The sequence below is a fragment of the Erythrobacter sp. MTPC3 genome, from assembly GCF_042854385.1.
GTDB lineage: Bacteria > Pseudomonadota > Alphaproteobacteria > Sphingomonadales > Sphingomonadaceae > Erythrobacter.
On record NZ_BTGP01000013.1, the window covers coordinates 1 to 26530 of the forward strand.

Annotated in this window: 33 protein-coding genes; 19 read left to right on the plus strand and 14 right to left on the minus strand. The window is 59.0% G+C overall.

Translation table 11 applies throughout. The annotated features are described in order from the left end of the window. Positions 1 to 115 precede the first annotated feature (115 nt). The 4 genes from ACGHU1_RS15395 (at position 116) to ACGHU1_RS15410 (ending at position 4950) form a co-directional block, all read left to right on the plus strand. The gene (locus ACGHU1_RS15395; RefSeq protein WP_390477958.1) at positions 116 to 541 is read left to right on the plus strand and encodes a CBS domain-containing protein; all 426 of its coding nucleotides are present in this window, start codon (positions 116 to 118) and stop codon (positions 539 to 541) included. 94 nt (positions 542 to 635) lie between these two features. Beyond that, positions 636 to 3200, plus strand: a complete 2565-nt coding sequence (locus ACGHU1_RS15400; RefSeq protein WP_390588381.1) for an NAD-dependent epimerase/dehydratase family protein — start codon at positions 636 to 638, stop codon at positions 3198 to 3200. Positions 3201 to 3335: 135 nt separating this feature from the next. Then, positions 3336 to 3998: a peroxiredoxin gene (locus ACGHU1_RS15405; protein WP_390588383.1), complete on the plus strand. Its 663-nt coding sequence runs from the start codon at positions 3336 to 3338 to the stop codon at positions 3996 to 3998. Positions 3999 to 4548: 550 nt separating this feature from the next. Continuing rightward, complete coding sequence (locus tag ACGHU1_RS15410) at positions 4549 to 4950, plus strand: hypothetical protein (RefSeq protein ID WP_390588384.1); 402 nt, start codon at positions 4549 to 4551, stop codon at positions 4948 to 4950. A gap of 362 nt (positions 4951 to 5312) precedes the next feature. Here the strand turns inward: ACGHU1_RS15410 and ACGHU1_RS15415 are convergent, their stop codons facing one another. The 3 genes from ACGHU1_RS15415 to ACGHU1_RS15425 all read right to left on the minus strand — a co-directional run bounded on the left by ACGHU1_RS15415 (position 5313) and on the right by ACGHU1_RS15425 (position 7049). Beyond that, complete coding sequence (locus ACGHU1_RS15415; protein ID WP_390588386.1) at positions 5313 to 5792, minus strand: MBL fold metallo-hydrolase; 480 nt, start codon at positions 5790 to 5792, stop codon at positions 5313 to 5315. A 104-nt stretch (positions 5793 to 5896) separates the two neighbouring features. After that, a complete protein-coding gene (locus tag ACGHU1_RS15420; RefSeq protein ID WP_390477973.1) occupies positions 5897 to 6697 on the minus strand; it encodes a TSUP family transporter in 801 nt (266 codons plus the stop codon). 19 nt (positions 6698 to 6716) lie between these two features. Next, on the minus strand, positions 6717 to 7049 hold the full coding sequence (locus tag ACGHU1_RS15425) for a helix-turn-helix transcriptional regulator (RefSeq protein WP_063505481.1): 333 nt from the start codon (positions 7047 to 7049) through the stop codon (positions 6717 to 6719). 98 nt (positions 7050 to 7147) lie between these two features. Here ACGHU1_RS15425 and ACGHU1_RS15430 point away from each other — a divergent pair, with 98 nt between their 5' ends. The 3 genes from ACGHU1_RS15430 to ACGHU1_RS15440 are packed head-to-tail and all read left to right on the plus strand — an operon-like array spanning position 7148 to position 9055. Beyond that, entirely contained in the window at positions 7148 to 7600 is a 453-nt protein-coding gene (locus tag ACGHU1_RS15430; RefSeq protein WP_063511301.1) for a beta-lactamase hydrolase domain-containing protein, read from the plus strand. A 43-nt stretch (positions 7601 to 7643) separates the two neighbouring features. Next, positions 7644 to 8552 carry an MBL fold metallo-hydrolase gene (locus ACGHU1_RS15435; RefSeq protein WP_063505479.1) on the plus strand — a complete coding sequence of 303 codons (909 nt, stop codon included), beginning with the start codon at positions 7644 to 7646 and terminating at the stop codon, positions 8550 to 8552. 41 nt (positions 8553 to 8593) lie between these two features. After that, positions 8594 to 9055 (plus strand): DoxX family protein, encoded by a 462-nt coding sequence (locus tag ACGHU1_RS15440; protein WP_390477978.1) that lies wholly within the window; start codon positions 8594 to 8596, stop codon positions 9053 to 9055. Between the two features lie 76 nt (positions 9056 to 9131). Here ACGHU1_RS15440 and ACGHU1_RS15445 read toward each other — a convergent pair whose 3' ends face one another. The 11 genes from ACGHU1_RS15445 to ACGHU1_RS15495 all read right to left on the minus strand — a co-directional run bounded on the left by ACGHU1_RS15445 (position 9132) and on the right by ACGHU1_RS15495 (position 17516). Continuing rightward, positions 9132 to 10484, minus strand: coding sequence for a rhodanese-like domain-containing protein (locus ACGHU1_RS15445; protein WP_390477981.1), 1353 nt, complete (start codon positions 10482 to 10484; stop codon positions 9132 to 9134). 70 nt (positions 10485 to 10554) lie between these two features. Continuing rightward, on the minus strand, positions 10555 to 11259 hold the full coding sequence (locus tag ACGHU1_RS15450) for an NAD(P)-dependent oxidoreductase (protein ID WP_390477983.1): 705 nt from the start codon (positions 11257 to 11259) through the stop codon (positions 10555 to 10557). Positions 11260 to 11353: 94 nt separating this feature from the next. Continuing rightward, positions 11354 to 11842: a DUF6692 family protein gene (locus ACGHU1_RS15455; RefSeq protein ID WP_390477985.1), complete on the minus strand. Its 489-nt coding sequence runs from the start codon at positions 11840 to 11842 to the stop codon at positions 11354 to 11356. Beyond that, complete coding sequence (locus ACGHU1_RS15460; protein WP_390477988.1) at positions 11839 to 12366, minus strand: DUF305 domain-containing protein; 528 nt, start codon at positions 12364 to 12366, stop codon at positions 11839 to 11841. Before ACGHU1_RS15460 ends, ACGHU1_RS15455 begins: the two co-directional genes overlap by 4 nt. Next, positions 12363 to 12776, minus strand: coding sequence for a potassium channel family protein (locus ACGHU1_RS15465; RefSeq protein WP_390477990.1), 414 nt, complete (start codon positions 12774 to 12776; stop codon positions 12363 to 12365). The genes ACGHU1_RS15460 and ACGHU1_RS15465 overlap by 4 nt, the downstream gene beginning before the upstream one ends. Next, positions 12773 to 13522 (minus strand): MauE/DoxX family redox-associated membrane protein, encoded by a 750-nt coding sequence (locus ACGHU1_RS15470; protein WP_390588387.1) that lies wholly within the window; start codon positions 13520 to 13522, stop codon positions 12773 to 12775. Before ACGHU1_RS15470 ends, ACGHU1_RS15465 begins: the two co-directional genes overlap by 4 nt. A gap of 112 nt (positions 13523 to 13634) precedes the next feature. Further along, positions 13635 to 14942, minus strand: coding sequence for an APC family permease (locus tag ACGHU1_RS15475; RefSeq protein WP_390478163.1), 1308 nt, complete (start codon positions 14940 to 14942; stop codon positions 13635 to 13637). A 170-nt stretch (positions 14943 to 15112) separates the two neighbouring features. Beyond that, a complete protein-coding gene (locus ACGHU1_RS15480; protein ID WP_390477995.1) occupies positions 15113 to 15859 on the minus strand; it encodes a helix-turn-helix domain-containing protein in 747 nt (248 codons plus the stop codon). Positions 15860 to 16060: 201 nt separating this feature from the next. Continuing rightward, the gene (locus ACGHU1_RS15485) at positions 16061 to 16321 is read right to left on the minus strand and encodes a DUF5676 family membrane protein (protein ID WP_022674324.1); all 261 of its coding nucleotides are present in this window, start codon (positions 16319 to 16321) and stop codon (positions 16061 to 16063) included. 44 nt (positions 16322 to 16365) lie between these two features. Continuing rightward, positions 16366 to 16833, minus strand: coding sequence for a DUF411 domain-containing protein (locus ACGHU1_RS15490; RefSeq protein WP_022674325.1), 468 nt, complete (start codon positions 16831 to 16833; stop codon positions 16366 to 16368). Continuing rightward, positions 16830 to 17516 (minus strand): class I SAM-dependent methyltransferase, encoded by a 687-nt coding sequence (locus ACGHU1_RS15495; protein WP_390477998.1) that lies wholly within the window; start codon positions 17514 to 17516, stop codon positions 16830 to 16832. The genes ACGHU1_RS15490 and ACGHU1_RS15495 overlap by 4 nt, the downstream gene beginning before the upstream one ends. A 149-nt stretch (positions 17517 to 17665) precedes the next feature. On the opposite strand from ACGHU1_RS15495, the gene ACGHU1_RS15500 reads away from it, so the two are divergent. The 12 genes from ACGHU1_RS15500 to ACGHU1_RS15555 all read left to right on the plus strand — a co-directional run bounded on the left by ACGHU1_RS15500 (position 17666) and on the right by ACGHU1_RS15555 (position 26407). Further along, on the plus strand, positions 17666 to 17962 hold the full coding sequence (locus tag ACGHU1_RS15500; RefSeq protein WP_290845728.1) for a hypothetical protein: 297 nt from the start codon (positions 17666 to 17668) through the stop codon (positions 17960 to 17962). Positions 17963 to 17965: 3 nt separating this feature from the next. Then, on the plus strand, positions 17966 to 18400 hold the full coding sequence (locus tag ACGHU1_RS15505; protein WP_390588390.1) for a periplasmic heavy metal sensor: 435 nt from the start codon (positions 17966 to 17968) through the stop codon (positions 18398 to 18400). 6 nt (positions 18401 to 18406) lie between these two features. Then, entirely contained in the window at positions 18407 to 18979 is a 573-nt protein-coding gene (locus tag ACGHU1_RS15510) for an RNA polymerase sigma factor (RefSeq protein ID WP_390588392.1), read from the plus strand. Between the two features lie 45 nt (positions 18980 to 19024). Continuing rightward, positions 19025 to 20833: a copper resistance system multicopper oxidase gene (locus ACGHU1_RS15515; protein ID WP_390588394.1), complete on the plus strand. Its 1809-nt coding sequence runs from the start codon at positions 19025 to 19027 to the stop codon at positions 20831 to 20833. Then, complete coding sequence (locus ACGHU1_RS15520) at positions 20830 to 22146, plus strand: copper resistance protein B (protein ID WP_390588396.1); 1317 nt, start codon at positions 20830 to 20832, stop codon at positions 22144 to 22146. The genes ACGHU1_RS15515 and ACGHU1_RS15520 overlap by 4 nt, the downstream gene beginning before the upstream one ends. Before the next feature lie 25 nt (positions 22147 to 22171). Next, a complete protein-coding gene (locus tag ACGHU1_RS15525; RefSeq protein ID WP_390588398.1) occupies positions 22172 to 22690 on the plus strand; it encodes a YybH family protein in 519 nt (172 codons plus the stop codon). A 27-nt stretch (positions 22691 to 22717) separates the two neighbouring features. Beyond that, entirely contained in the window at positions 22718 to 23449 is a 732-nt protein-coding gene (locus tag ACGHU1_RS15530) for a PepSY domain-containing protein (protein ID WP_390588400.1), read from the plus strand. Positions 23450 to 23679: 230 nt separating this feature from the next. Next, positions 23680 to 24351, plus strand: a complete 672-nt coding sequence (locus ACGHU1_RS15535; protein WP_390588402.1) for a DUF2231 domain-containing protein — start codon at positions 23680 to 23682, stop codon at positions 24349 to 24351. Positions 24352 to 24365: 14 nt separating this feature from the next. Further along, the gene (locus ACGHU1_RS15540) at positions 24366 to 24773 is read left to right on the plus strand and encodes a hypothetical protein (protein WP_390588404.1); all 408 of its coding nucleotides are present in this window, start codon (positions 24366 to 24368) and stop codon (positions 24771 to 24773) included. A 283-nt stretch (positions 24774 to 25056) separates the two neighbouring features. Beyond that, positions 25057 to 25410: a hypothetical protein gene (locus tag ACGHU1_RS15545; protein ID WP_010240464.1), complete on the plus strand. Its 354-nt coding sequence runs from the start codon at positions 25057 to 25059 to the stop codon at positions 25408 to 25410. A gap of 71 nt (positions 25411 to 25481) precedes the next feature. Further along, positions 25482 to 25751, plus strand: a complete 270-nt coding sequence (locus tag ACGHU1_RS15550) for a hypothetical protein (RefSeq protein WP_390478023.1) — start codon at positions 25482 to 25484, stop codon at positions 25749 to 25751. 269 nt (positions 25752 to 26020) lie between these two features. Further along, a complete protein-coding gene (locus tag ACGHU1_RS15555) occupies positions 26021 to 26407 on the plus strand; it encodes a single-stranded DNA-binding protein (protein ID WP_390588406.1) in 387 nt (128 codons plus the stop codon). The last annotated feature ends 123 nt before the right edge of the window (positions 26408 to 26530 follow it).

Here is a 26530-nt window from a genome sequence, read left to right on the forward strand (position 1 = left end):
GTTTGCGACCTGATGATTCGACAGGAAATTCTTCTTGAGGCGCACGCCCGAAGATTTCTCGGTGTCGGACACAACGCCAAACATAATGGAGAGAGACTTGAAGATCAGCGAAATCATGACCAGCGATCCAGCTTGCTGCAAGAAAGATGAAAACCTTCAGGAGGCAGCAAAGCTGATGGTCGAACATGACTGCGGTGAAATCCCGGTCGTCGACGACGACGGCGGTCTTGTCGGTGTAATCACAGATCGCGACGTGTGCTGCCGCGCGGTTGCAGAGGGCATGCCGGCAGAAACGCGGATCGAAGAGGTTATGACCCGATCCGTCGTGAGTGTCACCCCCGATACCTCGCTCGAGGACTGCCTGACCTCGATGGAGAACAGCCAGGTACGCCGCGTACCGGTTATCGACGATGACGGAAAATGCTGCGGTATGGTGTCCCAGGCCGACATCGCCCGAACCGGTAGGGATGCGAAGACAGCCGAACTCGTTCAGGAAATCTCACGAGCGCGCGCGGACGAAAAGTCTTCGGGTTGCTGCTAAGCGACAGGAATTGGCAGCCGTCCCTTGAGGGGTGGCTGCCATCCGCTGCGTAACCAAGTGGAGATAACTCAAAAACGGCATCGAGGCTTTCTGAATGGACAAGCAAATCATTCTGATCACGGGCGCGAGCGGATTTATCGGTCGCGCGCTCACGAAGCGGCTCGGCCGCACCTATCGCGTGATCGGTCTCGACCGCTCTCCGGCGAAGGACGATCCCGATCTCGCCGCGTCCTATCGCATGGATCTCGGCGATGATGCGTCTGTTGCGACTGCTCTCGAACAGGTCAGGAGCGACTTTGGATCTGAAATTGCCGCTTGCATTCACCTCGCCGCGTATTTCGACATTACTGGTGAGTCCAATCCTCTCTACGAGAAGGTCAACGTCGAGGGTTCACGCCGCCTGATCACGGCGCTGCAGGCCTTCGACATCGAACAGTTCATCTATGCAAGCTCCATGCTTGTTCACGAGCCCAAACAGCTGCCCGACGAGCGTATCGACGAATCCAGTCCACTTGGACCGACCTGGCCTTACCCTCAATCGAAGGCCGATGCGGAACAGGTACTGCGCGAGAACCGTGGCGACATTCCGGTTGTATTCCTGCGATTTGCGGGGGTTTACGACGACGAGGGGCACTCCGCCTTTCTCGCCGAACAGATTGCCGGTGTCTATGAGCATCGCGTGTCGGCGCATCTGTATCCGGGGATGCTTTGCGCTGCGCAGTCGGCACTGCATCTTGACGATCTGACCAAGGCGGTCGAGCAGACTATCGCTCATCGCACTGACCTCGAGGGCGAGATGCCGATACTTGTCGGAGAGCCCGAAACGCTTGGATACGCCGACATTCAAGACATCGTTCATTGCCAGATCCACGGCGAGGAATGGACGACAGTGCGCATTCCAAAAAGCGTGGCGAAACTGGGCACGTGGATCGAGGAAGAAGTCCTCGGTCATGACGGATTCGTCAAGCAATGGATGGTCGATGACGCAAACGCTCACTACATTCTCGATATCTCCCGCGCCCGGAAACTGCTGGGGTGGGAGCCAGAGCACTCGCTCCGCGAAACGCTTCCGACCATCATCGACGCGTTGCAAGCCGACCCGCAGGACTGGTACGAAACGAACAAGCTGAACACGTCCCGCGTGGCCTGGCATCCAAAGAGTTCGGATGCAGCGAAGACCGAACCGGCGCGACTACCATCGCATGACACCGACATGGCTCATGATGGGCACCAGATGGACGGCAACATGCACGACATGGACGGCCCCCAGCGCGGTACCCGTTGGACGCAGTTTGCTGTCATCGGGCTTGGCCTGTGGCTTGCTGCAAGTCCTGGTGTTTATGACGTCGTATCCGCCGATACTGCGCGTGCTTCGGTCGTAGCGGTCACTCTCGAGCGGGGTTTGCCGTCGATCGAATGGCGGGCCAATGCTCTTGCCCTAAGCGATATGCTGAGCGGGATCGCATTGATGATCTTCGGCGCGATGTCGCTTTCGAAGCGCACCGCCTGGTTGGGGCAGTGGGCGACGGCCTTTGTCGGCATCTGGCTGCTTTTCGCGCCCTTGTTCTTCTGGAGTCCGAGCGCGGCCCAATATCTGACCAATCTCCTGGTTGGTACATTGGCGATCGCATTCTCGGTGCTGGTGCCAATGATGCCCGGCATGAGCATGGAAGGGATGATGGACAAGAAGTCCATCCCGCCCGGGTGGACCTACAGTCCCTCGACCGATGCCCAGCGATTCCCGATCGTGGCGATGGGCATCATCGGCCTTCTGATATCGCGCATGCTTACCTCCTACCAGCTTGGCCATATCGATGTGGCGTGGGAGCCGTTTTTCTCCGGATCGCTTGGCGATCCCAAGAACGGCACCGAGGAAATCATCACGTCGGATGTATCCAAGGCGTGGCCGATCCCGGATGCCGGACTAGGGGCGGTCAGCTATGTGCTCGAGATCCTGATGGCGGTCATGGGAACCCGCACGCGCTGGCGCACGATGCCGTGGATGGTTACCTTCTTCGGCATTCTGGTCATTCCGCTCGGTGTGGTCAGTATCTATTTCGTGATCATTCAGCCGATAATGATCGGGACGTGGAGTACGCCGGCTCTGATTGCTGCGCTTGCGATGCTCATCATGATCCCGTTCTCGCTCGATGAAGTCATCGCCATGGGACAGTATCTCTACTGGTCGAAAAAGGAAGGAAAACCGCTCGTTCGTACCTTCTTCAAGGGCGGCGCAGTGTCAAACGGTGAAATCGACGATACCGACTATATGACCGACGCGCGTTCGATCTGGACGAACACGGTGCGCGGCGTGACCTTCCCGTGGACCCTGGTGGCCAGCACGGCTCTGGGAGCGTGGCTGATGCTGACAAGGATAACGCTTGGCAGCGAGGGGGCGATGGCCAACAGCGATCACGTGGTGGGTGCTTTGGTGATTACGGTGGCAATCATCGCGACCGCGGAAGTCGCGCGCGCCTTGCGCTTCATCAACGCTGCATTCGGTGCCTGGCTGGTCGCAGCGCCCTTCATGCTTGCAGGGGCTTCGGCTGCCGGAACGGTGGCCTCGGTTGGGGTCGGACTGCTCTTGATCGGACTGAGCCTGCCTCGCGGTAAGCGAAGCGGTGAGCATTATGCGGGCTGGGATCGGTTTGTCGTATGACCGATTGACCCGAGCAAAGCGGCTCTGGCGTTCATCCTTGAGGACCAAGGTCAAGCCGAAGTCGAACCCGCATTTTTCTCAGAGCATGGCTAGAAATGCGCCCTGAGTTCCCACAAGATAAGTAGGAGTATTTACATGACCCTTTCCATTGGCTCGACAGCCCCCAATTTCACAGCTCAGACCACACAAGGCAGCATTCATTTCCATGATTGGATGGGTGACAGCTGGGCAATCCTCTTTTCCCATCCCAAGGCATTTACACCGGTTTGCACGACCGAGCTTGGTTACATGGCCGGGCTTGGCGAGGAATTTGCCAAACGCGACACCAAGATTCTTGGCCTTTCGGTCGACAGCAGCCAGGATAATCGCGATTGGCTTCCCGATATCGAGGAGGTGAGCGGAAATAAGATCGACTATCCCGTGGTCGGCGACAGCGACCTACAGGTCGCCAAGCTTTATAATATGCTGCCGGCCGACGAAGCGGGTAATGCGGAGGGGCGAACCGCAGCCGATAACGCCACCGTCCGCGCTGTCTATATCATCGGGCCAGACAAGAAAATTCGCGCCGTGCTGCTTTATCCGATGAGCAGCGGGCGGAATTTCGATGAAGTGCTCCGGCTGCTTGATTCGGTGCAACTCACCGAACGCAAGGGTGTAGCGACACCGGTTAATTGGCAGAAGGGTGATGATGTGATCATTCCGCCTTCCTTGTCGGACGAAGATGCGAAAGCAAAATATCCTGCTGGCTGGGACGAGAAGAAACCGTATCTGCGCGTGATTCCAGAACCGATCGACTAATTGAGCGAGCAGGTTGCCAGCGATTGCATGTCGGCGAGAATGTAGCATGCTCATACTACGTTTTGAGCGCGTCGCCACACCTGCGAGTGGATCTCTCTGTTGGATGTAGATTGGCAAGAAGCGTAAGCGACTAGGTGTACGGTAAAACCAAATCCGGTCCCGGTCGGTTCTTCCTCGTTAATCGAATGGCGGCCCCGCCTCCCCCTGAGCCCTGCGGGTCGCAGGTGTCCCGGGGCCGTTCAGGAACCCCGCGCTTGACCCAACCCTGGGCGCGGGGTTCCGTCTTTCTGGTACGATAGGTATTGAGCGCAGCTATTTTGGCCAAAGGACTGCGGTGTCCGCCGAGCTTGGACACCTCAGCTGCGTGACGGGCTTGAGGAGCTGCCAGTGTGACGCAATTGACCTCGACCTTCAATTCGTTGAAGGCTACGCTACAACTGCGGAATACGAAAAATTCTCACTTGGGAAACCTCTGGTCGAAAGAGTACTATGGCAGATCTATTCAAAGATCACATGTGGTTAAGAGCCGCCCGTGGCGGCTAGTCCTTTCATGGCTAAACAGATTAATGCTGTCGAGCCATTTCCTTTGAATGAAAGCAAGACCACCTTTGTGAGTGTCATAAGCAGTTCGGCTGCTGTTTTGGCAGCTTGCTCTTGCTGCATTCTGCCGTTGGTGCTGGCCGCTGCCGGATTAAGTGCGGGCTTGAGCAGTATTTTGACGCCTCTGGGCTCGCTTCACTGGCCAATGACCGCCCTTTCGATGATTGCGGTGGCGACTAGTTGGCTCATTGTTCTACGGAAATATCGGCGCAAATGTCATTGCGATTCCCAAGCCGCACATAAATGGTTCTTGAACCCTCAGATAATTATGCTCCTGGTTGCAACTGCGTTGAGCTTCATCGCTGCCGCTTGGGGCTTGTTCGAGCCAACTCTCATGAAAGCATTCATGTAGTCTCATGCTCTGAGAGATCGACACTCGCATTATGCTCCGTTTGATGCGATAGCTGAAGCCAGCAAAGAGATACGATGGGCCATTGCGCAACGATGGTTCCAGCCGCTTTTCGGCCCGGCATGTCATTCAGACTGATGCTGCCTGGCAAGGTTTGAGGGGAAGCGTTTCTGTTATCGAGCGGAACCAAAGCGATCTTGATTTCGACGGATTTGGAAAAACTCCTCGATCCCGAAGCATACCAGTTCGATTTGCCATCCAGATATGGTTCTGGTGATAGTCCCCTAGTTCGATCAAATGATGGGGGCGTGCGCACAGTTCGTGATAACCGGCGCGGGCTTCCGCATTATCTATGGCAGGACAACCTATCCCTGCGGCGACTTCCCGCCGATCTCATGCATGTGCCCGACAGCTTCTTCGACGCAATCACCGCACTTTAAATTGGCAGGCACGGCAACGTCGATTTTATTAGGATAGGGCAGGTCGAGTTCGGCCATGATCCTCTGAAACTCGGAAAGCGAGATGCCGTCGTTCAATCGAGGATTGCGTGTGCGCTCCTGCAGGATCGTTGATACCTGGCGGCCCGAGTAGTCATGTGCAGGATAGACCAGCGTATCTTCCGGGAGGGCGAACAGCTTTTCGCGGACTGATTTGTAGAGAGTGGCGGAAACGCCGCTCTGGAAATCGGTGCGACCGCACCCATCGATCAGGAGCGCGTCGCCAGTGAACACCTGCGTATGGCCGCCCTGCTCTATCAGGTAGCAGTGATGTTTGTCGGTATGGCCGGGTGTAAACAGCGCGCGGATGGTCAGCTCGCCTACTGCTAGGGGCTCCTCTTCGCTCACTTCCACATCCGCACATGAGATATTGTCATCGGCAGGGTAAGAGACCTTGCACCCTGTCAGACTGCGCAGTCTGCGTCTGGACATATGACGCCGAATGGCGGCGATCACAACAAATCCGTCGTCACCCATTCACCGGTGACGAACACACCGACAAGGATCACGACTGCAGAGAAGATGTATGTTAGCGTCCGCTTGCGCGCCGCGAGGCTGTGCGAGGCCCGGGTTCCCAGCCAGCCCCCCATCGCGCCTCCGCCAATGAAGAACCCGGCAATCGGCCAATTGATCAGCCCGTCCAATGCGTAATTGGCGGCCGTGGTGGCGCCGAAAGCCGTTACGGAAACCAGCGAGGAGCCGATCGCATTGAGGATCGGCATGGCCGTCGCTGCAACCAAGCCCGGCACCACCAGGAACCCGCCGCCGATACCAAAAAAGCCGGACAGTGCGCCGACAATAAACCCACCGGCCGCCAGCCGCGGGGTTAACCGCAATGCGGTCGCTGCGGTAAGGCGGACATCCGGGTCGGACCCGCCCGATTTTTCGCGTAACATGGACAGGCCGACAATGATCATCACCAAGCCGAACAGGCCCAGCAGGAGATCGCCTTGTGTCATCTTCCCCACAGTCGATCCCGCCGCTGCACCGATAATACCGAATGCCGCGAAAAGACTTGCGCAACGCCATTTCACACTTCCGCCACGGGCATGTAACAGCAGGTTGGCCAAGGCGCTCGCGGCCACGGCGGCAGCGGATGTGGCGATTGCGACATGTGTGTCGCGAACGCCGACAACATAGATCAATAGCGGCACGGCGAGGATCGATCCCCCGCCGCCGATTAAGCCCAGCGAGAACCCCACGAGGAGCCCTGAGGCTAGCGACAATGACGCCTGAACAAGACCGATATCCATCAGGCGGGCGCAGCCGTCATTAACTTGTCTCGCCGGGTCCGCTGCCGGCTTCGCCGTCCGGACTGCAATAGATGGCGTAAAGCGTTTCCAGCACACGCCGTGTCGCATCGCCGGACAGGGAATAGTGGATTGAGCGACCGTCTCGCCGCGCTGCGACCAGACCGTCCTTGCGCATCAGCGAAAGATGCTGCGAGACGACGGTTTCACCGATCTCCAGCAAATTGGCCAGCTCGCCCACGCTGCGCTCGCCCTCCACAAGCTGGCAGGCGATCATCAGGCGGTTGTGGCTGCCCAATGCCTTGAGCAGGGTCACCGCCTTTTCGGCTTGTTTGCGAATATCTTCGGCTTGCATACTTGCATATATGCGAAGGTGTGCATATAAAGTCAATCGTAATCTGCCGCCGCGCTATTGCGGGCCGGGAGCTTTGAACCAGATCCAGGATATTCCTTATGACCCACATCAAGACCCTCAACGACAGTTTCGCCGTCTCGGCTGCTCCGCCTTCCGAGAGCGACCTGCGCGCCTTGGCGGAGGATGGTTACAAAGCCGTCGTCAACCTGCGCTGCCAGGATGAGGCGGATCAGCCAATCGCCCCGGACCGGGAAGGTGAAGTTGTGGCATCGCTTGGCCTCGAATATCGTCACCTGCCGGTGGCGGGCGGCGCCATGTCGGATGAACTCGTCGATGAATTCAGGGCCAGCGTCGAAGCGCTCCCGAAGCCGGTGCTGGTCCATTGCGCTTCGGGCAAGCGCGCAGGGGCCTTCACAATGATGCATCTGGCGGCGCAACAGGGAATGGGCGGCGACGCGACGCTGCAGCAAGCGGCGGATATGGGCTTCGTTTGCGATGAACCGGCGCTGGAAGATTTTGTCCGTAATTACGTCGACCGAGCGCAGGACTGATCACTCCGACCCGCCTTCAACCTGCATACAAAAAGAGCTTTCGATGAAACCTGACGTAGAGGCATTTTTCGACACAAATACCAATACGGTGACCTATGTCGTGTCCGATCCCGCGGCCAAGGTGTGCGCGGTGATCGATCCGGTGCTCGATTTCGATGCCGCAGCGGCACGAACCGCGACAAAGTCCGCCGATAAGGTGATCGATTTCGTCCGGGAGAAGGGTTTCAAATGTGAGTGGATACTGGAAACCCATGTCCATGCCGATCACCTGTCCGCCGCACCTTACATTCGCAGCGCGCTAGGCGGCAGACTCGCTATCGGCAGCCAGATCACCGTCACGCAGAATACCTTCGGTCCGATCTTCAATGCCGGGGTGGACCTGCCGCGCGATGGGCGCCAGTTCGACCATTTGTTTGCCGATAATGACAGCTTCGACCTGGGCACCATATCGGCTCGGGCACTCCATACGCCGGGACATACGCCCGCGTGCATGACTTATGTTATCGGCGATGCCGCCTTTGTCGGCGATACGCTGTTCATGCCCGATTACGGCACGGCGCGCGCCGACTTTCCCGGCGGCGATGCACGTACGCTCTATCGCTCTATTCGCCGGATCTTCGAGCTACCAGGCGAGACGCGGCTGTTTATGTGTCACGACTACCTACCGGAAGGCCGCTCGGAGCATCGGTGGGAAACTACGGTACAAGACCAAAAGCACAGCAACATCCATGTCCACGCCGGGATCGGCGAGGATGCATTTGTGGCCATGCGAGAGGAGCGCGACGAACAGCTGGGTATGCCACGTCTCATCCTGCCATCAATCCAGATCAACATTCGTGGTGGGAACATGCCTGGCGCAGAAGAAAACGGCACGATCTATCTGAAACTGCCGGTCAACGTTTTGGGTGAACCGCAAACACCGCCCGAAGAAACAGGTCCACGCACCCAGTAAGTTTGCCGTCGATGCATCAACCTGAGGGTGGAGGGTACATTATGATCCGGAATGTCGAAAACAACCTAGCGACATGGGCCACAAAAGTGCGATTGATCGATCCGGTCTTCCGCCTCTCTTTGAGCCTCATATTCGTCATCGGCGGAGTGGGGCATTTTCTTGCGCATGAATATATGCTTGACCGGATGGCATTGTCGCCATGGAAAGATCATGTTGTTTTAATTGGTGATGCGTCCATCCTTTTGTGGCTGTCTGGCTTGGTGTTCATCGGTGCAGGCACATCGCTGGCCTTGGGGTGGATGACTCGGCTCTCATGCACCGCGCTATTTCTCACTCTCGTTCCGATAACTTTCGCGATCCATATCGCCCCTGGCCACACAGGCCTCTACTCAAGAATATCGCTATCCTGGGGGCGCTGGCATTTGTCTTCGTTCGCGGACCAGGAAGTCATTCAATGGATACGGCGCTCGGTCGCGCCGCTAGTTGAGCGACGAGCACGCTGACCCGCCACATACGAGCAAAATCTCGCAAAAGATTTTGACGTGCTTTGCAAGAGTTTCGCGCTTCAAGCTACGCGCTTCAGCCGGACGCGTTCTTCCACGCCCCCATGGAACCAAGATAGATGTCGAGGTGCTCGAAACCCTTGCTGGCCAGCCAGCCCGCAGCAACGCTCGCGCGCATCCCGCTGGCGCACATCAGCGTGTAGTGATGATCCTGCTTTAGCTCTTTCCAGCGGGTATTCAGCTCGCCGACGTAGATATGTTCTGAGCCATCGATACTGGTTTGCTGGCGCTCCTCGAGATCACGCACATCGAGCAAGGTCCATTGGCCGCCGTTCTGATCGAGTCTTTGCGCGACTTCATCGGTGTTGATCATGGGAACGCTGCGCATCGCCGCGCCCTGTGCAGCTGCAGGAACGACGCCCACGTAACCACCAATGATGTTGTCAAAACCGATGCGCACCAGATGCGCCATCGCCTTGGCAAGCTGGTCTTCTTCAGAGGCGACCAGCGCTATCGTCTCGCCCTCGCCGATGAACCACCCGGCAAAAGCCGGAATCATACCCACAGGAAGGCACATCGCGCCCGGCAGGTGGCCGCCAGCATAGCCAAGCGGCTCACGAACGTCGATCAGGTGGTCAGCGCCGCTCTTGGTAATTTCCTCTAGCCCAATGCGGCGGGGCCGCATGATGCGCGGCGCAGCATCGGCGCCTTCCAGATTGAGTCGCTCCATCAGCCGGAAATAGGGCGGCTGGTAATGGTGCTCTGCTATTTTTGCCTGAATGAATTCCTCGCGATCAGAGATGCGCAGACGCGGATTGTTGCGTCGCTCGTGGCCGACCGTGGAGAATTCCCGGTCCGCCATACCCGATCCGCAGACCGAACCCGCGCCATGCGCCGGGTAAATGATTGCCTGGTCTCCGAGACGGCAAATCTTTTGCAGGGAATCGTACAGCAGCCCGGCAACTTCCTCCTTGCGTTCGGGATAGAAATCGGTTCGCCCGACATCGCCGACAAACAGCGCATCGCCGGTGAAGACGCCAACCGGTCCTTCGGAATATTCACTGTCATGGATAACGAAGGCGAGATGGTCGTCAGTGTGACCGGGCGTTTCAAGCACTTCGATTTTCAGTTGACCCAGTTCAAAGCAATCGCCTTCGCGCGCAGTCTCGGCAAACAGGACTTCGCCCGCTGGATTGGGCCCGTGATAGACCCTCGCGCCGGTCATTTCGGAAAGGATCGGCGATCCGCTGATGAGGTCCTCATTGCGATGGGTCTCGAAGATATGGGTGATCTCCAGTCCTTCGGCGCGGGCCTTGTCGACGTAGATTTCGCAGTCTCTGCGCGGATCTATGACCGCAGCCTGCCCGCCTGCACCGATAATGTAGGAGAGTTGCGAAAGGCCCGGGGTCTTGATCGTCTCGAAATACATGTGGCTTCCTTGTGTTTTATCCGTAATTTGTGACGTTCAGTCCGACTGCTTTCAATCGGTGGTGCCAGGCTCAATCGATCCCAAGTTCGGCTTTGATGGCGGCAGGTCTCTCTAAGCTCTCGCTTTCGGGCCGACCGATGGCGGGCTTCGCATTGATCCAGGTGTCTTCGACCACGAACTCGAGAAGGCTCGCTGCAAGATCCGCGTGACGGCATCTAAAGCAACCATCTGCCAGCCGTTCGTCGGTAATTACCGCTTCGCCGGTATAGGGTTCGTCAAGCAACCAGCCGGGCCGCGCAGCAGTCCATCTGACACCCGGAGCGTCACTCAGCATCGCCTCCATTGCACGCATCTGTTCCAGGATGTTGAACAGTGCAGGTTTGGCCGTCAGCTCAAACCAGGCAGGGACGCTCGACTGGTGTTCGACGAACGCCGCGGAGATCACGGCAATTCGGTCCATATCGGCTTGCTTCATCGCTTCGAGCAGATTTCGCGTTCCTTCGGTATAAAGCGGTGGCGGATCGATGGCATTGCTCGGACCAAACCCGACACCGAGAGTTGAAATCACCGCGCGGCATCCATCAAGCTGGTGTGCGAAATTATCCGACAGAACATCGCAGTCGATATATTCGAACTCGCCTATGCGCTCGCTCGGTTCGGGCAGATTGTGTTCAAAGGCACGGATCGGTACGTCGCGGCCAAAGGCATGCTTCAAAAGCTCGGTGCCTGTTTTGCCGCCGGCACCGAAGACGGCGATCGGCCTGGTATCGGGCATGGGATCGCTCCTATTCAGATCTGATGTCTGCAAGAAAAATCAGCTTGAGCAGGCGCACGGGCGAGCCATCGCTCGCCCGTGCGCCCGGCTTCAATCAGGCTCCGCCGCTGGGGCAGGTGGTATAACCCCAGAAGCCGAATTCATCCTTGGCTCTTGGCGCAGCCACGATTATCTCCTGCATCTGCAGGCCCGCATCGCCTTCATCATCCAGCAGGCGCGTCCTGATGCGAAGCTCGCCGTTCGAATAACTGTCCGGGCCATCGGCAGTGACCGGAATAAGGGTACCGTTGATCTTGACCGCACCCTGGCCGCTATCGTCGTAGACGAAGGACGGGAAGGCAATTTCGGTCAGACGAAACTGGCAGGAATTCTGCGCGCCCAGCGCAGCGATATCTGCGCCATTCATGGTTTCGGGAAGCATCAGGCCGGGGCTGACATTCGCCAGAGCAGTGGCAGCATCCTCAATGGGGGCTGCGGATGCGGGCGGATCTAGCTGTGCCTCGCGGTCATTGCCCGGGGCGGTGTTGGAATTGCAGGCGGCGAGCGGCAATGCGATGGCCGCTATAAGCGCGAAGTTTTTCATTGCTGCATCTCCTCTGGCAGGCGTTCTTCGGTTCGCGGCCCGTTCTGCTCGATGTCGTCGATCAGATATTTCATCTCGGCGATTTCGCGGCGCTGGGCTACGATGATAGCCTGTGCGAGTTCGCGCACTCTTGGATCCTTCAGGCTTGCGCGTTCGCTGGTCATGATCGCGATCGAGTGATGCGGGATCATCGCGGCCATATATTCGGTATCGTCGACGGTGGTCTGACTGCGCACCAGCCACAGGGCGAGGGCGAACACGACGGCACCGATGCCAAGAATGATGAAGTTCTTGGTCTGGTCCTTGTACATGCCCCACATGAAAAGGAGCATCACGATCATCATCATTCCGCCCATGACGAACATCATCCAGAAGCGGGTTTCGCTCCAGAACAGGTCGTCAACTGTGAACGTGTTGGCATACATCAGGAAGAACATGATCACGGTTGAGGTCGAGACCATGGCCATGAACCGCCAGTAGCTGCCTCCCCCTCCCTTGTCCGAGTGGCGCGTCTTCTCAGTCATGCTTTTTCTCCTTCATGCATCAAGGTCCAGAATAGCTGCGCCGAGCAGCTGATGAGTGCGAAGCCTGTCAGGGCTTCGATGCCGGCGAGCACCCTCAGATGGTCGGTCGGATAGATGTCGCCCAGACCAAGCGTGGTCACATTGATGAGCGAGAAATAAAAGTAGTCCATCCAGTCCATTGTCGGGGCCTTGTCGAACCCTCCAAGATCCCATTCCGCGCCTAGCCAGAAGCCGACCGCGAAAAGGATTGCGACCAGAAAATGCGAACTGAGGACGAGCAGCGAGACGCCAAGTTTGGCCAGCGTGTCTCGCCTGCGGCCGAGGAGGCGGTGGCCGACACCAAGGATCGCGAGGTGTGAGGCGATAGCCAAGAGGAACAGGGCGACGGCAAGAATGAGCGCAATGATCATAGGAAGGCCTTTGCGCCCATCCACAGACCCATGCCCATCATGAACAGGTTCTCGGTCAATGAGACGAAGCCAAGCGGCACGTTGCTGCTACCCCCGACGCAGGCGCATTTGAGCTCGCGCTTATCGATGTAGACCGCCTTGAATACGCTGACGGCGCCAATAGTCCCGATAAACAGTGCCAGCGGTGCCGAAAACCAGGTCAGCGCGCCAGCGGTCATGAGAATACCCGCGGCGGCTTCGCCGAACGGATATACGAAGCCATAGGGGACCCAGCGTTTGGCCAGCAGATCGTAGTTGAGGAACATGGTCGAGAAGCTGCGCACGTCTTGCAGCTTCTGGACGGCCAGCAAGGTCATCGACAGGCTCACGAACCATTCTGCCGCGCGCACGGTAAAGAGATTGTCGAAGAAGGCCCAGCTCAGTCCGAGCGCGAGCAGCAGCGCCACCGCGAAAATCGCGATGACGGGCTGATAGCTGGTTTCGCCTTCCTTGGGCTGCGAGCGGCTCTTGCCAAAGAATTCGCGAACGTCGTCGTAACCACCGATGCGCTTGTCTTCGATAAAGGTCTGAGGCGTGGTTTCAACGTGGTGCTTGTCTTTAAACGCGTCGGTTTCTTCCCTGCTTGTCAGGTGATTATCGTCGACCTCAAAGCCTTGCCGCTTGAGGAGATCGATCGTCTTGAGACCATAGGGACAGACATGATCCTCCATCACCATGCGGTAAACCGTCGCTGTTCGGGTCGTCATAAATCGCTCCATTGGGTCTGTCTGGCTGTTCTTTTGGGAAACGCCGAGAATCGGGTGTGGTTTCGAAACGAATTCGCTTCGAGAGCTTCACAATCGAGAAGGAAAAGCCTGTTCATCCCGTTTCTTCCGACTGATCTTTCTCGGGTGATGCAGGAGCATCGGGATTGCGCGAGAGGAAGATCCATTGGCCCAAGAATACGATAGCGATCCCGATGATCGCATAGGCTACAATCGCAGGATCGCTGCGCAATTTGGCTGCGGTGAAGGCTGCGAGGACCACGCCATCTGCCGCCAACGCGGCAAGAAGTACCGTTGCGCTTGCACCAACTTCTTTGCGCAGATGGCGCAAGACGCCCCAGTGCACCAACATGTCCATCACGAGGTAGAAAAACGCGCCCAGCGAAGCGATCCGCGACAAATCGAACAGGGCGGCGAGCGTGCCGGCAATGACCACGGTATAAACCAGCATGTGGCTGCGTGTCCCGCCGCTCATGCCGAAATGGCTGTGCGGGATCATCTTCATTTCCGTCAACATGGCCAACATGCGTGAGGCAGCAAAAACACTCGCGATCACACCCGAAATGGTAGCGGTGAGAGCAATAGCGACAGTGAAATAGAAACCCATCTGCCCGAAAGCCGGCCGCGCCGCTGCTGCCAGCGAATAGTCGCGCGCCTGTACGATCTGTGAGATGCTGAGACTGGAGCCGACGGCTAGTGCGACAAGCAGATAAATCACGATGCAAACTGCAATCGAGATCATAATCGTGCGACCGATATTTTTGTGCGGGTCAACCATCTCAGCGCCGCTGTTGGTGATCGTGGTGAAACCCTTGAAGGCCAGGATCGAGAAGGCGACCGAGGCAAGCAAAGCATCGGCATTTGATAGCTCTACCGGCTCTGAAAATGCGCCGCCCCACAGTCCGCTGGCCCAGATCGCGGCAATCGCGAAAATCGCGATCCCGCCGATCTTGATGCTTGACATGATAACCGAAAGGCCGCTGACTGATTTGTTACCCGCCGCATTGACCAGATAGGCAAAGACGATAGCGGCGAGCGCCGCGGCGGACACAAGCCAGCCGGTGCTTTCCAGACCAAAGGGCCGCAGAGCGTAGGTTGCGAAGGTTCGTGCGACAAGGCTTTCGTTGATAATCATCGATAGCGTCATCATCAGCGCGGCTGCTGAGGCAACCACTCCCGGCCCGTATGCCTTTTGCAAGATCATCGCGATACCGCCAGAGGACGGCCATTTGTTCGACATCTTGATGTAACTGTAGGCCGCCAGCGAGGTTACCAGCGCGCCAGCAATAAAGGACAGCGGGAAAAGCGGACCGGCAAGTTCGGCGATCTGCCCGGTAAGCGCGAATATTCCTGCGCCGATCATGACGCCGGTTCCCATCGCAACACCGCCCAACAGTGTTATGGATCCGGCAGTACTGCCCGTTCGATCGCGACTATGTCCTTGCAACACATTCCCCTATGGATGTCCTCTCGTCGGAAAAACATCATTGCCGAAAAGTACGTTTGGCAGGGCTTCACCCCTCAAAAAAGAATCTGTGAGAATCCAGGCGTCTGCGTGCGACCGGGTTAAAGTTATATCGGCCCGGCTTCTCTTCGTTGAAGGTGCGCCTGAGCTTCGCGAACATCCAGCTCCCGGGTACTGTTTCCGGTGCGCAGCATGAGATGAGCGACACCCCCGTCGGTGTAGTAAACTGGATGTACGCTCTTCTCGACGATCACCCTGCAAACGGTCAGCCCGCCAAGGATATGAAAACGACTATGGACCAAGGCACAAGCATGCCCGCCTAGGGCGTCTCTTGTAGTATCCATCAAAAGTCGTTCGAATCCATCTTGGTTAGCGTGCTTGAGCGTTCGCATATCCGCTTCAATGCCCGCAACAGCCCCGTCGTCTTCCACGCCGATCAATAGCGTGCCACCTTCATGGTTGAGAAAACCCGCTATTGTCTTCACGACAACCTGCTGCAGGCGCCGGTTTACGCGCTCTTCGCGTCGGTCCCAACGCATAGACGACTTGAACTCGACATGCTCTCCTTCGCCCCGGGCAATGAGCAAAGGTAGTTCTTCTTCGAGCTCGCGTTCAAGGAAACGAACTTTCGAGCGTTCATCCAAAAGGCGGCTATGATAAATACCAAATCCGAGCCCAATCGCAGCGCCCAAGACTGCATAAACAGCGCTCATCGTCATCATTTCGAACGCGAATGCCGAAGACAGGCGGTCAAGCAGAAAAGCGAGCGCGTTGCTATGGGCGGCAGTATTCGAAGCGCCGAATTCATACCAATAGACAAGTGTTGTCGCCGGATGAAGGATCGCGAAACCCATGATCGCGCCTATGACGGTGTGCAGAAGGAGACCATGTCTATCGTCGCTGGATCGATATCGCGAAATTGTTCGTCTCCTGTTGACGGGTCATTCTAATTGGCGCCGCTAGCCTGCTTTTATCGCATCCGACATCTGCGCCGGATCGAGTGCTCGATCCGATCGATAGAGCGCCGTTTCAAGCCAGTCTGATTTCCTCGAGCGTTATCTGAAGTACCGGTACAAAGGCACCACGATCACAGCAATGTACCACCCATATAAGAAGCTGCCGATTGCGCCTGCAAGGAATCCGGACAGCGTCAACCACTCGAAGCCAGGAAGCAGCGGCTCCCAGGCTTCATGCATATGGAACCGTTCGGGCGCGAGCAGGCCGAAAGCTATGCAGATCAAGTAGCTGAGGAGCAGAAACAGGCTGAGTGTCCAGCCCCAGGCGAGGATCGACGATTTGAGCGAGCGGTCTTGCATGAGCGATCTCCTCTTGAATTGCGATTATACGGGTCGGGTGGCGGTTACGGATAGGATGCAAAGACTTTGTGGCCGCTCGGACCAAAAGCGATGACCTCATAGGGCTGCACTCGGTCGCCCATTTCCATGCCGGGGGAGCCTATCGGCATTCCGGGAACGGCGAGGCCGGTTACTCCCTCGGGCCTTTCGCGCAGGAGCCGCGCGATCGCTTCGGCGGGTACGTGACCTTCGATGATGTAGCCATCGACTTCCATTGTGTGGCACGACCACAGATCCTGCGGTACGCCCCTGGCTGCCTTGAGCGCACTCATATCGTCAGTATCGACCGAAGCCACTTCTGCTTCCATGCCGCCCTCGACATGTCCTGCCCAGCTCAGGCAGCAACCACATCCCGGATCCCGGAACATGGTGTAGGTTGCGGCCTGTGCGGCATTCGAGCACGCCGCCAGCGTGAGAAGAACCGATGCCGTCAGCGAACGCCGCAGCGGCTTCGATGGGTTGTCTTTGATCATCTTACATTTCCTTTCTTGGTGCCGCGCCAGAGCGAAATGGTTCCGGTTGCGGTATGGATTTGAGCGAGCAGCTCTGCGTTTGCAAAAATTTCATCCAGCAATTTTTCGACTGCTCCGTCAGCGCTCGGCTGAGTATCCTCGACGCCGTCGAGAAATTGCACGGTTGTCCGGAACAGTGCGCGCATCAGCGGGCGGTCCTGCCGCATATAGTCCGCGATAAGTGCTACACCGTCCGCAGAGAGCAACCTCTCGATCTCGTCAAGAATCGCGCGTTTTTCCGGCAACGGAACCTGGTGCAAAACGAGGCTACTGACTATTATGTTGGGCCGCCAATCATCGGCAAGCACGAGGCTGTCGAGAAAGCCGTTGTGCCACCGTACCAGATCGGCACCCTGTCCGAACTTGCTGCGGGCTATGGCCAGCGCGGCAGGGTCGGGTTCGACGCCGACCAAGCCCGCTTCGGGACAGTCTGCCATCAACGCCCGCAGTAACGTCCCCGTGCCGCACCCGACATCGATGACGCGGTCGCCAGGTTCAAGCCGAGCCTGTCTGACGGTCTCCCGGCGCCATTTCGCCTCACGGGTGAATATACCAATTGCACGATCATAGAACGGTGTAAGCCAGCTCCTGCCAAGCAGGGGAGTGAATTCCCGTTCCGCTTCTGTGAGGCGTGCATTTTTCACCACATAATTTCCGATCTGTTCAGACAACCTTCGCTATTGTTCGTTGCACGTTCTGATACGCACAGCCGGGCCGCAGCCCTCAAAAAAGAAACTTAAGGGTTCGGGTATTCTATTGCGTATAGGAAGCGGGCAACCGACAGGAGCAATGGATGCGAAACAATCAGACACTCGATGCGATGCTTGGGACGCTGGGCACACAGGACTCCTTCAAAGTTCCGGACGATTTCATGACCGGCGTGTGGCAACGGGCAGGCCAGCTTGGCGAAATCGTTGAAAGACGCCGCAGGATGGCCTTGTTCGCGGGCCTGTTCGTCGTCGGCCTGGGAGCCGGCGCAGGCACCAGCGGGTGGCCTGCACAATTTGCTGGTTCCCAACCTGGCATAGCAGATAGCATCATTGTCGGAGAGCGGCTCTCGCCCTCCGCGCTGCTGCATGTGGAGCGCTAGACATTGAAGAAATTGCATATTGCCCTCGCTGTGCTGCTCGCGGCACTCGCCGGTAGTCTAGGTGCGCTCGGCGCGGATCGCTGGGCCAATCACGATGCTGATACGGGCCTGCACGCGTTCGTGCATGACGAACTCACGTTAACCAACGAGCAGAAGCAACGCCTTGAAGCACTCGAAGCGCGCTTCGCTGTGGAACGGGCCAGGCTCGACGCCTCTGCGCGCGCTGCCAACGCCCAACTCGCGCAGGCGATGGAAGCCGAGCACAAATACGGACCCGAGGTGGGGGCGGCCATCGATGAGGCTCATGCCCGCATGGGCGATCTACAAAAATCAACGGTCCGTCATGTCTTCGACATGCGTGAAATTCTCGACCCCGATCAGCAAAGACGATTTGACCAGCAAGTGTCCAAGGCTCTTACCGACAGCCCGCGCAGCTGATCCCGCATGCCGGCAAAAAGGGGCAATTCAGAACAAATACTTGTCGCGCAGGTAGTGGCCGGCAGCGGGCAGGCGTTTTCGTCTCTCGTCGAGGCCCACGTCGCCCGGCTGATTGCGCTTGCGACGCGTATGCTGGGGTCCTCCTCGTCCGCTCAGGACGTGGTCCAGGACAGCCTCGCTTCGGTATGGATCACCCGGCATCGCCTCGATGCCGCCAAGCCCATCGGCCCATATCTGACGACGATTGTACTGAACCGGTGTCGCGACCGACTTCGCCGAAGGAAGGTCGTCGGTTTCTTCGGTTTTCCGAGTTCCGACGAGGTACAGGCGGTGGCCGACGACACGCCCGATCCCGAAAACCTTGCAGCGAGCCGTGAGCAACTCAGGCTCGTCGAGGCGGAGATCGGGCGGTTGCCCATACGCCTGCGCGAAGCGCTTGTGCTCGTAAGTGTCGAAGGCCGAAGCCAAGCCGAAGCCGCCGCGTTGCTCGGCACGACCGAGAAGGCGATCGAGACGCGCATATATCGTGCGCGCAACCGGCTGAGAGAACGGGTCAAAAACTTTGAGGGGTACAGCTGACAGGCGCGTAAGGGTGAGTGTATGTCACATCAGGAGCCGCATTCAATGATTTCCGTAAATCGACGCAAATTCCTTGGTACGGGAGCAGGCGGGATGGGCCTGCTTGGCCTTGCCGGAGCAATGCCGGCCTGGGCGCGCGGCGGTGACCTCCTTGCGGGAAATGCCCGCAAGGGGCTCGACGAGTTGGTTGGACCGAATATCGACCTTACTGTCTCGCGGTCTGCCTTCGCGACGGGCAACAGGCGCGGCGGAGCGATCGCCGTCAACGGGACGATCCCCGGCCCGCTGTTGCGCCTGAAGGAAGGCACGACCGTCCGATTGAACGTCCATAACCAGCTCGAGGAAGACACCTCGATCCACTGGCATGGATTGCTCGTGCCGTTTCAGCTCGACGGGGTGCCAGGTGTAAGTTTTCCCGGCGTAAAGCCGGGCGAAACCTTCACTGCAGAATTTCCCGTGCGGCAGGCAGGAACCTATTGGTGGCACTCGCATAGCGGGTTGCAGGAACAGGCTGGGCACTACGGCGCGATCGTGGTCGATCCCGCCGGACCCGATCCGGTTCAGGCCGACCGCGAATATATCGTGGTGCTGAGCGAATTCAGCGATATGTCGCCCTACACGATCTTCGACAAACTGAAGAAGGGCGAAGGCTACTTCAACTACAATCAGAACACCTGGACTGACGATTACCCGCTTTCGGGCGAAGACCGCCGGATGTGGGCGAAAATGCGCATGATGCCGACCGACATCCTCGACATCTCTAGCGCAGGCTACACATTCCTGCTGAATGGTCACGGGCCGCTCGACAATCTGGAGTATCTCTTCCGTCCCGGCGAACGTGTGCGGCTGCGCTTCATCAATGCCGGCGCCATGACCTTTTTCAATATTCGCATTCCCGGCCTGCCGATGACTGTCGTGCAGGCAGACGGGAAGGATGTCGAACCGGTTGAGGTCGACGAGTTCCAGATCGGCGTGGCCGAGACCTATGACGTAGTCGTGACGCCGGGTGCGCAAGAGGCTTACACGCTGGTCGCTGAGTCGATGGACCGCTCGGGCATGGGCATCGCCACGCTCGCGAGCGCACCTGGCGCGCGAGCCGCTATTCCGCCGCTGCGCGATCCGCCGCTCCTCACCATGGCGGACATGGGCATGAGCGGTATGGACCACGGCTCGTCTGGCGATGCCGGCATGTCGGGTATGGACCATGGAAGTGGCGGCGACATGGCGGGGATGGATCATGGTTCGTCCGGCGAGGCCGAGATGGCCGGCATGGCGGGCATGTCCGGTATGAATATGCGCGACACTTCGCGCCTGCCTCCCGATGTGGAGGTCGGACCCGGCCTCGATTCTGTCGCGATGAACCCGATCGATCGGATGGGCGACCCTGGGATCGGCCTCGCCGGTGTCCCGCACCGCACGCTGGACTATCGTAAACTCCGCGCCCTGACGCCGCATCGCGAGACCCGCACGCCCTCGCGGCGGATGGAAATCCATCTGACCGGAAATATGGAGCGCTACATGTGGTCGTTCGACGGCAAGAAGTTCTCCGCCGTTTCGGACGAGCCGATCCGCTTCGCATATAACGAGCGCGTGCGTGTAAAGCTCATCAACAACACGATGATGGCGCACCCCATCCACCTGCACGGTCATTTCTTCGAGCTGGTCAATGGCGCGCCGGCCGACCGTCAACCGCTCAAGCACACGGTCAACCTGCAGCCGGGCGGCAGTGCGCAGTTCGACCTGACGGCGGACGAGCCGGGCGACTGGGCCTTCCACTGTCACCTTCTCTATCACATGCATGCCGGGATGTTTCAGATCGTCACGGTCGCCAATCCCGACGGGAGCGAAGCATGAAAATTCGTATTGCCAGCCTGCTCGCATTGGTTGCAGCCGGCTCAGTTCTCGCCTCCCCCGCCGCGGCGCAGCATGCCGGTCATTCGCCGGCGGAGCCGCAGCAGAGTGCCGCAGCGCAGGCTGACGCCAAGACAAAGTGCGAGGAAGAAGCCGAGCGCCATCTCGCGATGGGGCACCCGGTAACAGAAGGGGCATGCGAACCGGCTGCCGATCCTGAAGCTGCCAGGGACCACTCGATGATGGATCATTCATCCACGGACCAAGGGTCGATGACCGCTCAGGATGGTCATTCGGGCGTGACGATGCCGATGGACGCTGCCCGTTCACAGGCATCGCCCGAAAGTCATGAAGGAATGGATCACGGCTCGATGCCGCAGGGCGGGCCTGCCGAAGGTGCGATGGATCATTCGCAGATGAACCACGGCGAGATGGGACAGGCGGAAGCCGCCAGTACGTCGATGGACCATGGGCAGATGGATCACAGCCAGATGAACCATGGGCAGACGGGTTCGCAGGACATGCAGGGCATGGACCACTCGGCGATGCAGATGGGCTCGGATGCCGAGATCCCGCTGCTGCCGCCTCCTCCCGAAGCCGGCAGCGGCCCAGCGCGCGCGGCGGTCGCCATCTGGGGCGAGGAAGCCATGAACGAAGCACGCCGCGAGCTTGTCCGCGAGACTGACGGAGGAATGCGCTTCTGGTTTCAGGGCGACCGGCTCGAATACCGCGCCCGCGAGGGGAAGGATGGATATCTGTGGGACATCCAGGGATATTATGGCGGCGACATCGACAAATTCTGGTTCAAGTCCGAGGGTGAAGGCAGCTTTGGCGAACCCATAGAAGGCGCCGAGGTCCAGGCGCTCTGGAGCCGCGCCATTGCACCCTTCTTCGATTTCCAGACCGGTGTCCGTCAGGATCTGACCGGTCCCGAGCGTACCCATGCGGTGGTCGGCATCCAAGGGCTCGCGCCTTACCAGTTCGAGGTCGATGCCGCAGCTTTCGTTTCTACGAAAGGCGATGTGACGGCGGCGATTGAAGGCGAACTCGACCAGCGTATCACGCAGCGACTGATCCTCCAGCCGAGAGCCGGGATCGCGCTTTCGGCGCAGGATATTCCCGAGCTGGGCATCGGCGCCGGCCTCGACCGGATCGAGGCAGGCCTGCGTCTGCGCTACGAGTTCGCACGTGAGTTCGCGCCCTATGTCGGCGTTTCGCAGGAATGGCGCATCGGCGGCAGCGCGGATTTTGCGCGTGCTGAGGGAGAGGATCCCAGCGTCACAAACTATGTCGTGGGCGTAAGGTTCTGGTTTTGAATCTAAAGAGAAGGAATACAAGGAAATGACCAAGACTTTCACACGGATCGCATCGACTGCGTTCGCTCTTGCGCTGATTCCAACGGCTGCATTCGCGCAGCAAATGGATCATTCATCCCATGGCGGCCACCAGATGCACGCCATGGACGCCTCGACCGACGATGTTGCGGGCGCGGAGGAGGCCCTCAAGGCCTATCGCACCGCTCTTGAAGCGCGCGACGCACAGGCGATGCGCGCGCTCTTCGCCGAAGATTCGGCGATCTTCGAGAATGGCAAGGCCGAAGGAAGCTTTGCCAATTACATGGAGCATCATTTGGGCCCCGAGCTCGACGCGATCGTGAGCTTCACCTTTACCGACCCCACGCTGACCGTCACCCGGATGGGGCACATAGCCCATGCCTATGAGACGTATGGCTATCGCATCGAACTTAGCGATGGCCGGGTGATCGAGCGCGACGGCGTGGCGACATCGGTGCTTGCTCACGATGCGGACGGGTGGAGAATCGTCCAGTACCATTCCTCGTCGCGCGCGCCGCGCAACTGATTACGGCTTTCGAAGAGGTAGCACCGGTTGGCCACGCCGTCGCTGAAGCTGCGCCTGCATGTGCTCGGCAGCAAGATCCACAAATGGCTGGCGATTTTCGTCGGTGTCCAGGTTCTCTTGTGGATGGGAACCGGCGCCCTCATGTCGTTTCTCGACCTGGAAGAAGTTCGCTCCGAACATGTCGTTTCGCGTGAACGAGAGGCGCTGCCCGCCGACGCTCCGCTTCCGGCCTGGGTCGCAAATGACGGCACCCTTTCGGCGGTAACGACACGTTCGCTCGACGGCGATGCCGTGACCGAGGTCCGCAAGGTCGACGGCAGCGTGAGCCTCCACGATTCGGTGACTGGGCGGAAACTCTCCCCCATCTCGGCTGCAACGGCAAAATCCATCGCCGTGCGCGCATGGACCGGACCGCGAACGACGATCGAGGCAGCGCAGATCGTCGATGAGCCGGTCGGAACAGAGTTTCGCGGACCTTTTCCGGCCTGGCAGATTACCTATGCTGACGAGGCTTCGACGCGCATCTACATCGATGCCACCAGCGGCACGCTCGGGGCGGCGCGGAGTGATACCTGGCGCCTGTTCGATTTCATCTGGGGCCTCCACATCATGGACTGGACAGAGCGCGATCGCATCAACAGTTGGTGGCTGCTCCTGTTCGGCATTGGCGGCACAATCATAGCCCTGTCGGGTTTCGTTCTGCTGGCGAACCGGATGCCGAGGCTGCGCCGTCGCACAAAGAAGAGCAAGCTCGCCTGAGCCCATGGGCTTGTTCGGGCAGGCACATTTCATATTCCCGTTCTGCAAGCTGTGCGGTGCCAAGAGCCGAATGCGTTCGAATATCGCGATCGTGCCGGCAGCAGACGTGACCCCGCGGGCGCACTTCTGTCGCGCCAATACCAGCAAATTAATGTGAGGGGCAGGCGGCTGCCGTGCGTATCAGGCACATAGGTCGCACTACAACTGCCGGGCCGGGAGACATACGAGACATGAAAGCCCCCTCATTTTTGGCGTTGCTCGCCGCAAGCCTGCTCTTCGTCGGACCCGTTCAGGCTCATGGCGACGAAAAACACGGCGAAGAGGCGAGCGCCGTGCCTGCTGCCACAAATGGCGACGCGCATGACCAGGCGGCCATGGCGCGGATGGGCGAGATTGCGGATGCTGGCGAGTCCTCCGGCGCCCACGACGAAGCGGGCGCAGGCCATGACGAGGCCGGTGGCCATTCGGATGAGGGCGAAACCGGCGTCATGGCCGTACTGAAGAAGCTGCATCCGGCAACGATCCATTTCCCGATCGCCTTGTTTCTCATGGCTGCAGCCACCGAATTGTTCGTTATGCGCCGGAAAGGAGCGGGCCTGGAAAGTGCGGTGCGCGTGCTTGTCTACGGCGGAGCCATCGGCGCAGTGGTCGCAGTCCTGTTCGGATGGATTCACACCGGCCTGTGGTTCGGCGGCGAGACCGTCATGCAGGTGCATCGATGGAACGGTATGCTGATCGCCGTTCTCGGTATTGCGATGGCCTATCTCGCGAGCAGGCCGAGCCAGAGCCGCGCCTGGTTGCGCGCGTCGATATTCTCCATGGCGGCGCTCGTTCTCATCCAGGGCTTCCTTGGCGGCGAGCTCGCGCATGGGCCGAACCACCTCGGTATTTCCTGGCTCTGAAGGAGTTGAAGAGCATGCGTACTTCCAGATTGAATGCAGCGATCGGGTTTCTCGCGATCGCGCCCTTGATGTCCGCTCTTGCTGCTTGCGACGAGGCGCAGGAGAGCACACCGATCACCGAGGTTTCGCCTATGGGCGAGGCTGCGGTGGTGGCTGACACGGCAGGCGAGCCGGGTCTTGCCGATCCGGCAGCCTCTCCCTCCGAAGATGAGGCAGCGACCGCTCGGGAGGACGCTCTTTCGACAAATGGCGCCGCGCCGACCGCCTCACGGCCTGCTGCCTCTCCCGCATCACGCGCAACTGCCACACCCGCAGCGCCAGCAGCGCGCACGCAACCCGCGAGCGAAGCGACCCAACCCGCCGATCCCCATGCGGGCCATGACATGTCCTCGATGGCCGATCACGACATGGAAGGCATGTGATCGGACGCGTTTCCCGGTGACACGGTTATTCAGGAGAGACCCTCGGCAAGAAATCGCAACGAACAACGCAAGATCAGGAAAGGACGGCCCCGCCTCCCCCCGAAGCCCTGCGGGTCGCAGGTGCCCCCAAGGGGTCGTTCAGGAACCCCGCTTGAAGACCAACCCGCGCGGGGTTCCGTTTGCCCGGCTTCGCTGTCGCCGTGCCAGGCGCATCCCGGTAGGGCTTTGTGCTATGTGAGCAGCGTGCAGACGATCGCCTCGTTGGTTATGAAAGGAACCGCATATGTCGGAAACGGGAAAAGCCGGGGCGCTGTCGCGCTGGGAAGACGAAGGCGGGGCATTGCCCTGCGGGCCGCAGGAAGCGCTCGCTGCCGATTGCGAGAAATGGGATATTCCGCCACTTTCCGATGCCGAGATCATCCAATTGCGCATCAGGGTGATCGCCCTTGAGAACATGGTGCTCGGCCTTCTGTCGAAGGCCAGCGCCGATCAGCTTGCAGCAATCGAAGAAATCGCGGAATTCATATCCCCGCGTGCCGATGCGAAGCCGCATCCGCTTACCCTGCATGCCGCCACCCAGATGGAGCACTTCGTCGAGCGCGCCCGGCGGCTTCGCGAGCAACCCACCGCTGATTGAGCGACGCATGACCGGGCCACGAATGCTGGCCTTCCTCGCCGCGGCCCGACCGATGATCCGAAAAGAGTGCGATGGACCTTGATACGCTTCTCATCCGCTATTTTGGCACTGCCGATCCTGGAGCGACTGGCGCAGAAACCTTGGCCTCGGGGATCGAGCGATGCCAGGTCGATCTCGGTCTGGAGCAGGACCGGGGAAAACGCTTTGCCCTGTGGGCCATGCTTTACCTGCTCGGGTCTGCCCCCGACCTCGACGTGGCCTTCGAGAACGAGGAAGACCGGGAAGCAGCCCGCAACTTCATGGATCTCCTGGCGGCATCGGAAAGCAATGAAGTAAGCTGATTGCAGCAGGGTCCTGGCACCTTCAGACCCGCACCCGATACCCATCCGGCTTTCTTCGCGAACAGTCCTGAACCAGGTCAGCTGAGGAGCCGCAACCCGTTCCTTTCCGGCCGTGTTGGCGGCTTCGCCGCCTGCCCGCACCACTCGTCATGAACCGGTTTCCCTTCGGCCCTTCAGGCCTGCGGTGCAGTCCTCCCATGCCCTGCTTCTTCTGAATGTTCGCAAGCCGGAGATGGTCTCCGGTTTGAGGAACTGAAGGAACTTATCTCATGACCAATATCGCAATCCTCACCGGCCGTATCGCCCGCGATCCGGACACCCGCGAAACCAAGGGCGGAACCAGCGTCACCGGGATCACTGTCGTCACCGATCGTCCTGCACGCGACAAGGACGGCAAGACCTACAAGGACGAGAACGGCTACACCGCCAAGGACAGCGAATTCCACCGTGTGACCTGCTTCAACGGCCTCGCCAAGAACGTCGGTCAGTACTGCTCGAAAGGCCAGCTGGTCTCGGTCCAGGGCCGCATCCACTACACGCAGTGGGAAGACCAGGACGGTGTGACGCGGTATGGCTCGGAGATCCTTGCCGACAAGGTCGATTTCCTCTCGCGGGCCAATGGCGGCGACAACCAGGACGCCCCTCCGATCGACTGATCCGGCGCCATCGAACCAGCCAAAGGAGGCTCTGCCGGAAACGGCAGGGCCTCTTTCGCTGTTCACCCTTCCTTTCGCTCGGTCTTTTCTCCGGGGAATAGCCAGGCGCTGCCCGGAGGGCCC

Bases quoted from the DNA above. Each gene is read 5' to 3' on its own strand.
- ACGHU1_RS15395 (WP_390477958.1), top strand. From the start codon at position 116: ATGACCAGCGATCCAGCTTGCTGCAAGAAAGATGAAAACCTTCAGGAG.
- ACGHU1_RS15400 (WP_390588381.1), top strand. From the start codon at position 636: ATGGACAAGCAAATCATTCTGATCACGGGCGCGAGCGGATTTATCGGT.
- ACGHU1_RS15405 (WP_390588383.1), top strand. From the start codon at position 3,336: ATGACCCTTTCCATTGGCTCGACAGCCCCCAATTTCACAGCTCAGACC.
- ACGHU1_RS15410 (WP_390588384.1), top strand. From the start codon at position 4,549: ATGGCTAAACAGATTAATGCTGTCGAGCCATTTCCTTTGAATGAAAGC.
- ACGHU1_RS15420 (WP_390477973.1), bottom strand. From the start codon at position 6,697: ATGGATATCGGTCTTGTTCAGGCGTCATTGTCGCTAGCCTCAGGGCTC.
- ACGHU1_RS15425 (WP_063505481.1), bottom strand. From the start codon at position 7,049: ATGCAAGCCGAAGATATTCGCAAACAAGCCGAAAAGGCGGTGACCCTG.
- ACGHU1_RS15430 (WP_063511301.1), top strand. From the start codon at position 7,148: ATGACCCACATCAAGACCCTCAACGACAGTTTCGCCGTCTCGGCTGCT.
- ACGHU1_RS15435 (WP_063505479.1), top strand. From the start codon at position 7,644: ATGAAACCTGACGTAGAGGCATTTTTCGACACAAATACCAATACGGTG.
- ACGHU1_RS15440 (WP_390477978.1), top strand. From the start codon at position 8,594: ATGATCCGGAATGTCGAAAACAACCTAGCGACATGGGCCACAAAAGTG.
- ACGHU1_RS15445 (WP_390477981.1), bottom strand. From the start codon at position 10,484: ATGTATTTCGAGACGATCAAGACCCCGGGCCTTTCGCAACTCTCCTAC.
- ACGHU1_RS15450 (WP_390477983.1), bottom strand. From the start codon at position 11,259: ATGCCCGATACCAGGCCGATCGCCGTCTTCGGTGCCGGCGGCAAAACA.
- ACGHU1_RS15455 (WP_390477985.1), bottom strand. From the start codon at position 11,842: ATGAAAAACTTCGCGCTTATAGCGGCCATCGCATTGCCGCTCGCCGCC.
- ACGHU1_RS15460 (WP_390477988.1), bottom strand. From the start codon at position 12,366: ATGACTGAGAAGACGCGCCACTCGGACAAGGGAGGGGGAGGCAGCTAC.
- ACGHU1_RS15465 (WP_390477990.1), bottom strand. From the start codon at position 12,776: ATGATCATTGCGCTCATTCTTGCCGTCGCCCTGTTCCTCTTGGCTATC.
- ACGHU1_RS15470 (WP_390588387.1), bottom strand. From the start codon at position 13,522: ATGACGACCCGAACAGCGACGGTTTACCGCATGGTGATGGAGGATCAT.
- ACGHU1_RS15480 (WP_390477995.1), bottom strand. From the start codon at position 15,859: ATGGGTTTCGCGATCCTTCATCCGGCGACAACACTTGTCTATTGGTAT.
- ACGHU1_RS15485 (WP_022674324.1), bottom strand. From the start codon at position 16,321: ATGCAAGACCGCTCGCTCAAATCGTCGATCCTCGCCTGGGGCTGGACA.
- ACGHU1_RS15490 (WP_022674325.1), bottom strand. From the start codon at position 16,833: ATGATCAAAGACAACCCATCGAAGCCGCTGCGGCGTTCGCTGACGGCA.
- ACGHU1_RS15500 (WP_290845728.1), top strand. From the start codon at position 17,666: ATGCGAAACAATCAGACACTCGATGCGATGCTTGGGACGCTGGGCACA.
- ACGHU1_RS15510 (WP_390588392.1), top strand. From the start codon at position 18,407: ATGCCGGCAAAAAGGGGCAATTCAGAACAAATACTTGTCGCGCAGGTA.
- ACGHU1_RS15515 (WP_390588394.1), top strand. From the start codon at position 19,025: ATGATTTCCGTAAATCGACGCAAATTCCTTGGTACGGGAGCAGGCGGG.
- ACGHU1_RS15520 (WP_390588396.1), top strand. From the start codon at position 20,830: ATGAAAATTCGTATTGCCAGCCTGCTCGCATTGGTTGCAGCCGGCTCA.
- ACGHU1_RS15525 (WP_390588398.1), top strand. From the start codon at position 22,172: ATGACCAAGACTTTCACACGGATCGCATCGACTGCGTTCGCTCTTGCG.
- ACGHU1_RS15535 (WP_390588402.1), top strand. From the start codon at position 23,680: ATGAAAGCCCCCTCATTTTTGGCGTTGCTCGCCGCAAGCCTGCTCTTC.
- ACGHU1_RS15540 (WP_390588404.1), top strand. From the start codon at position 24,366: ATGCGTACTTCCAGATTGAATGCAGCGATCGGGTTTCTCGCGATCGCG.
- ACGHU1_RS15545 (WP_010240464.1), top strand. From the start codon at position 25,057: ATGTCGGAAACGGGAAAAGCCGGGGCGCTGTCGCGCTGGGAAGACGAA.
- ACGHU1_RS15550 (WP_390478023.1), top strand. From the start codon at position 25,482: ATGGACCTTGATACGCTTCTCATCCGCTATTTTGGCACTGCCGATCCT.
- ACGHU1_RS15555 (WP_390588406.1), top strand. From the start codon at position 26,021: ATGACCAATATCGCAATCCTCACCGGCCGTATCGCCCGCGATCCGGAC.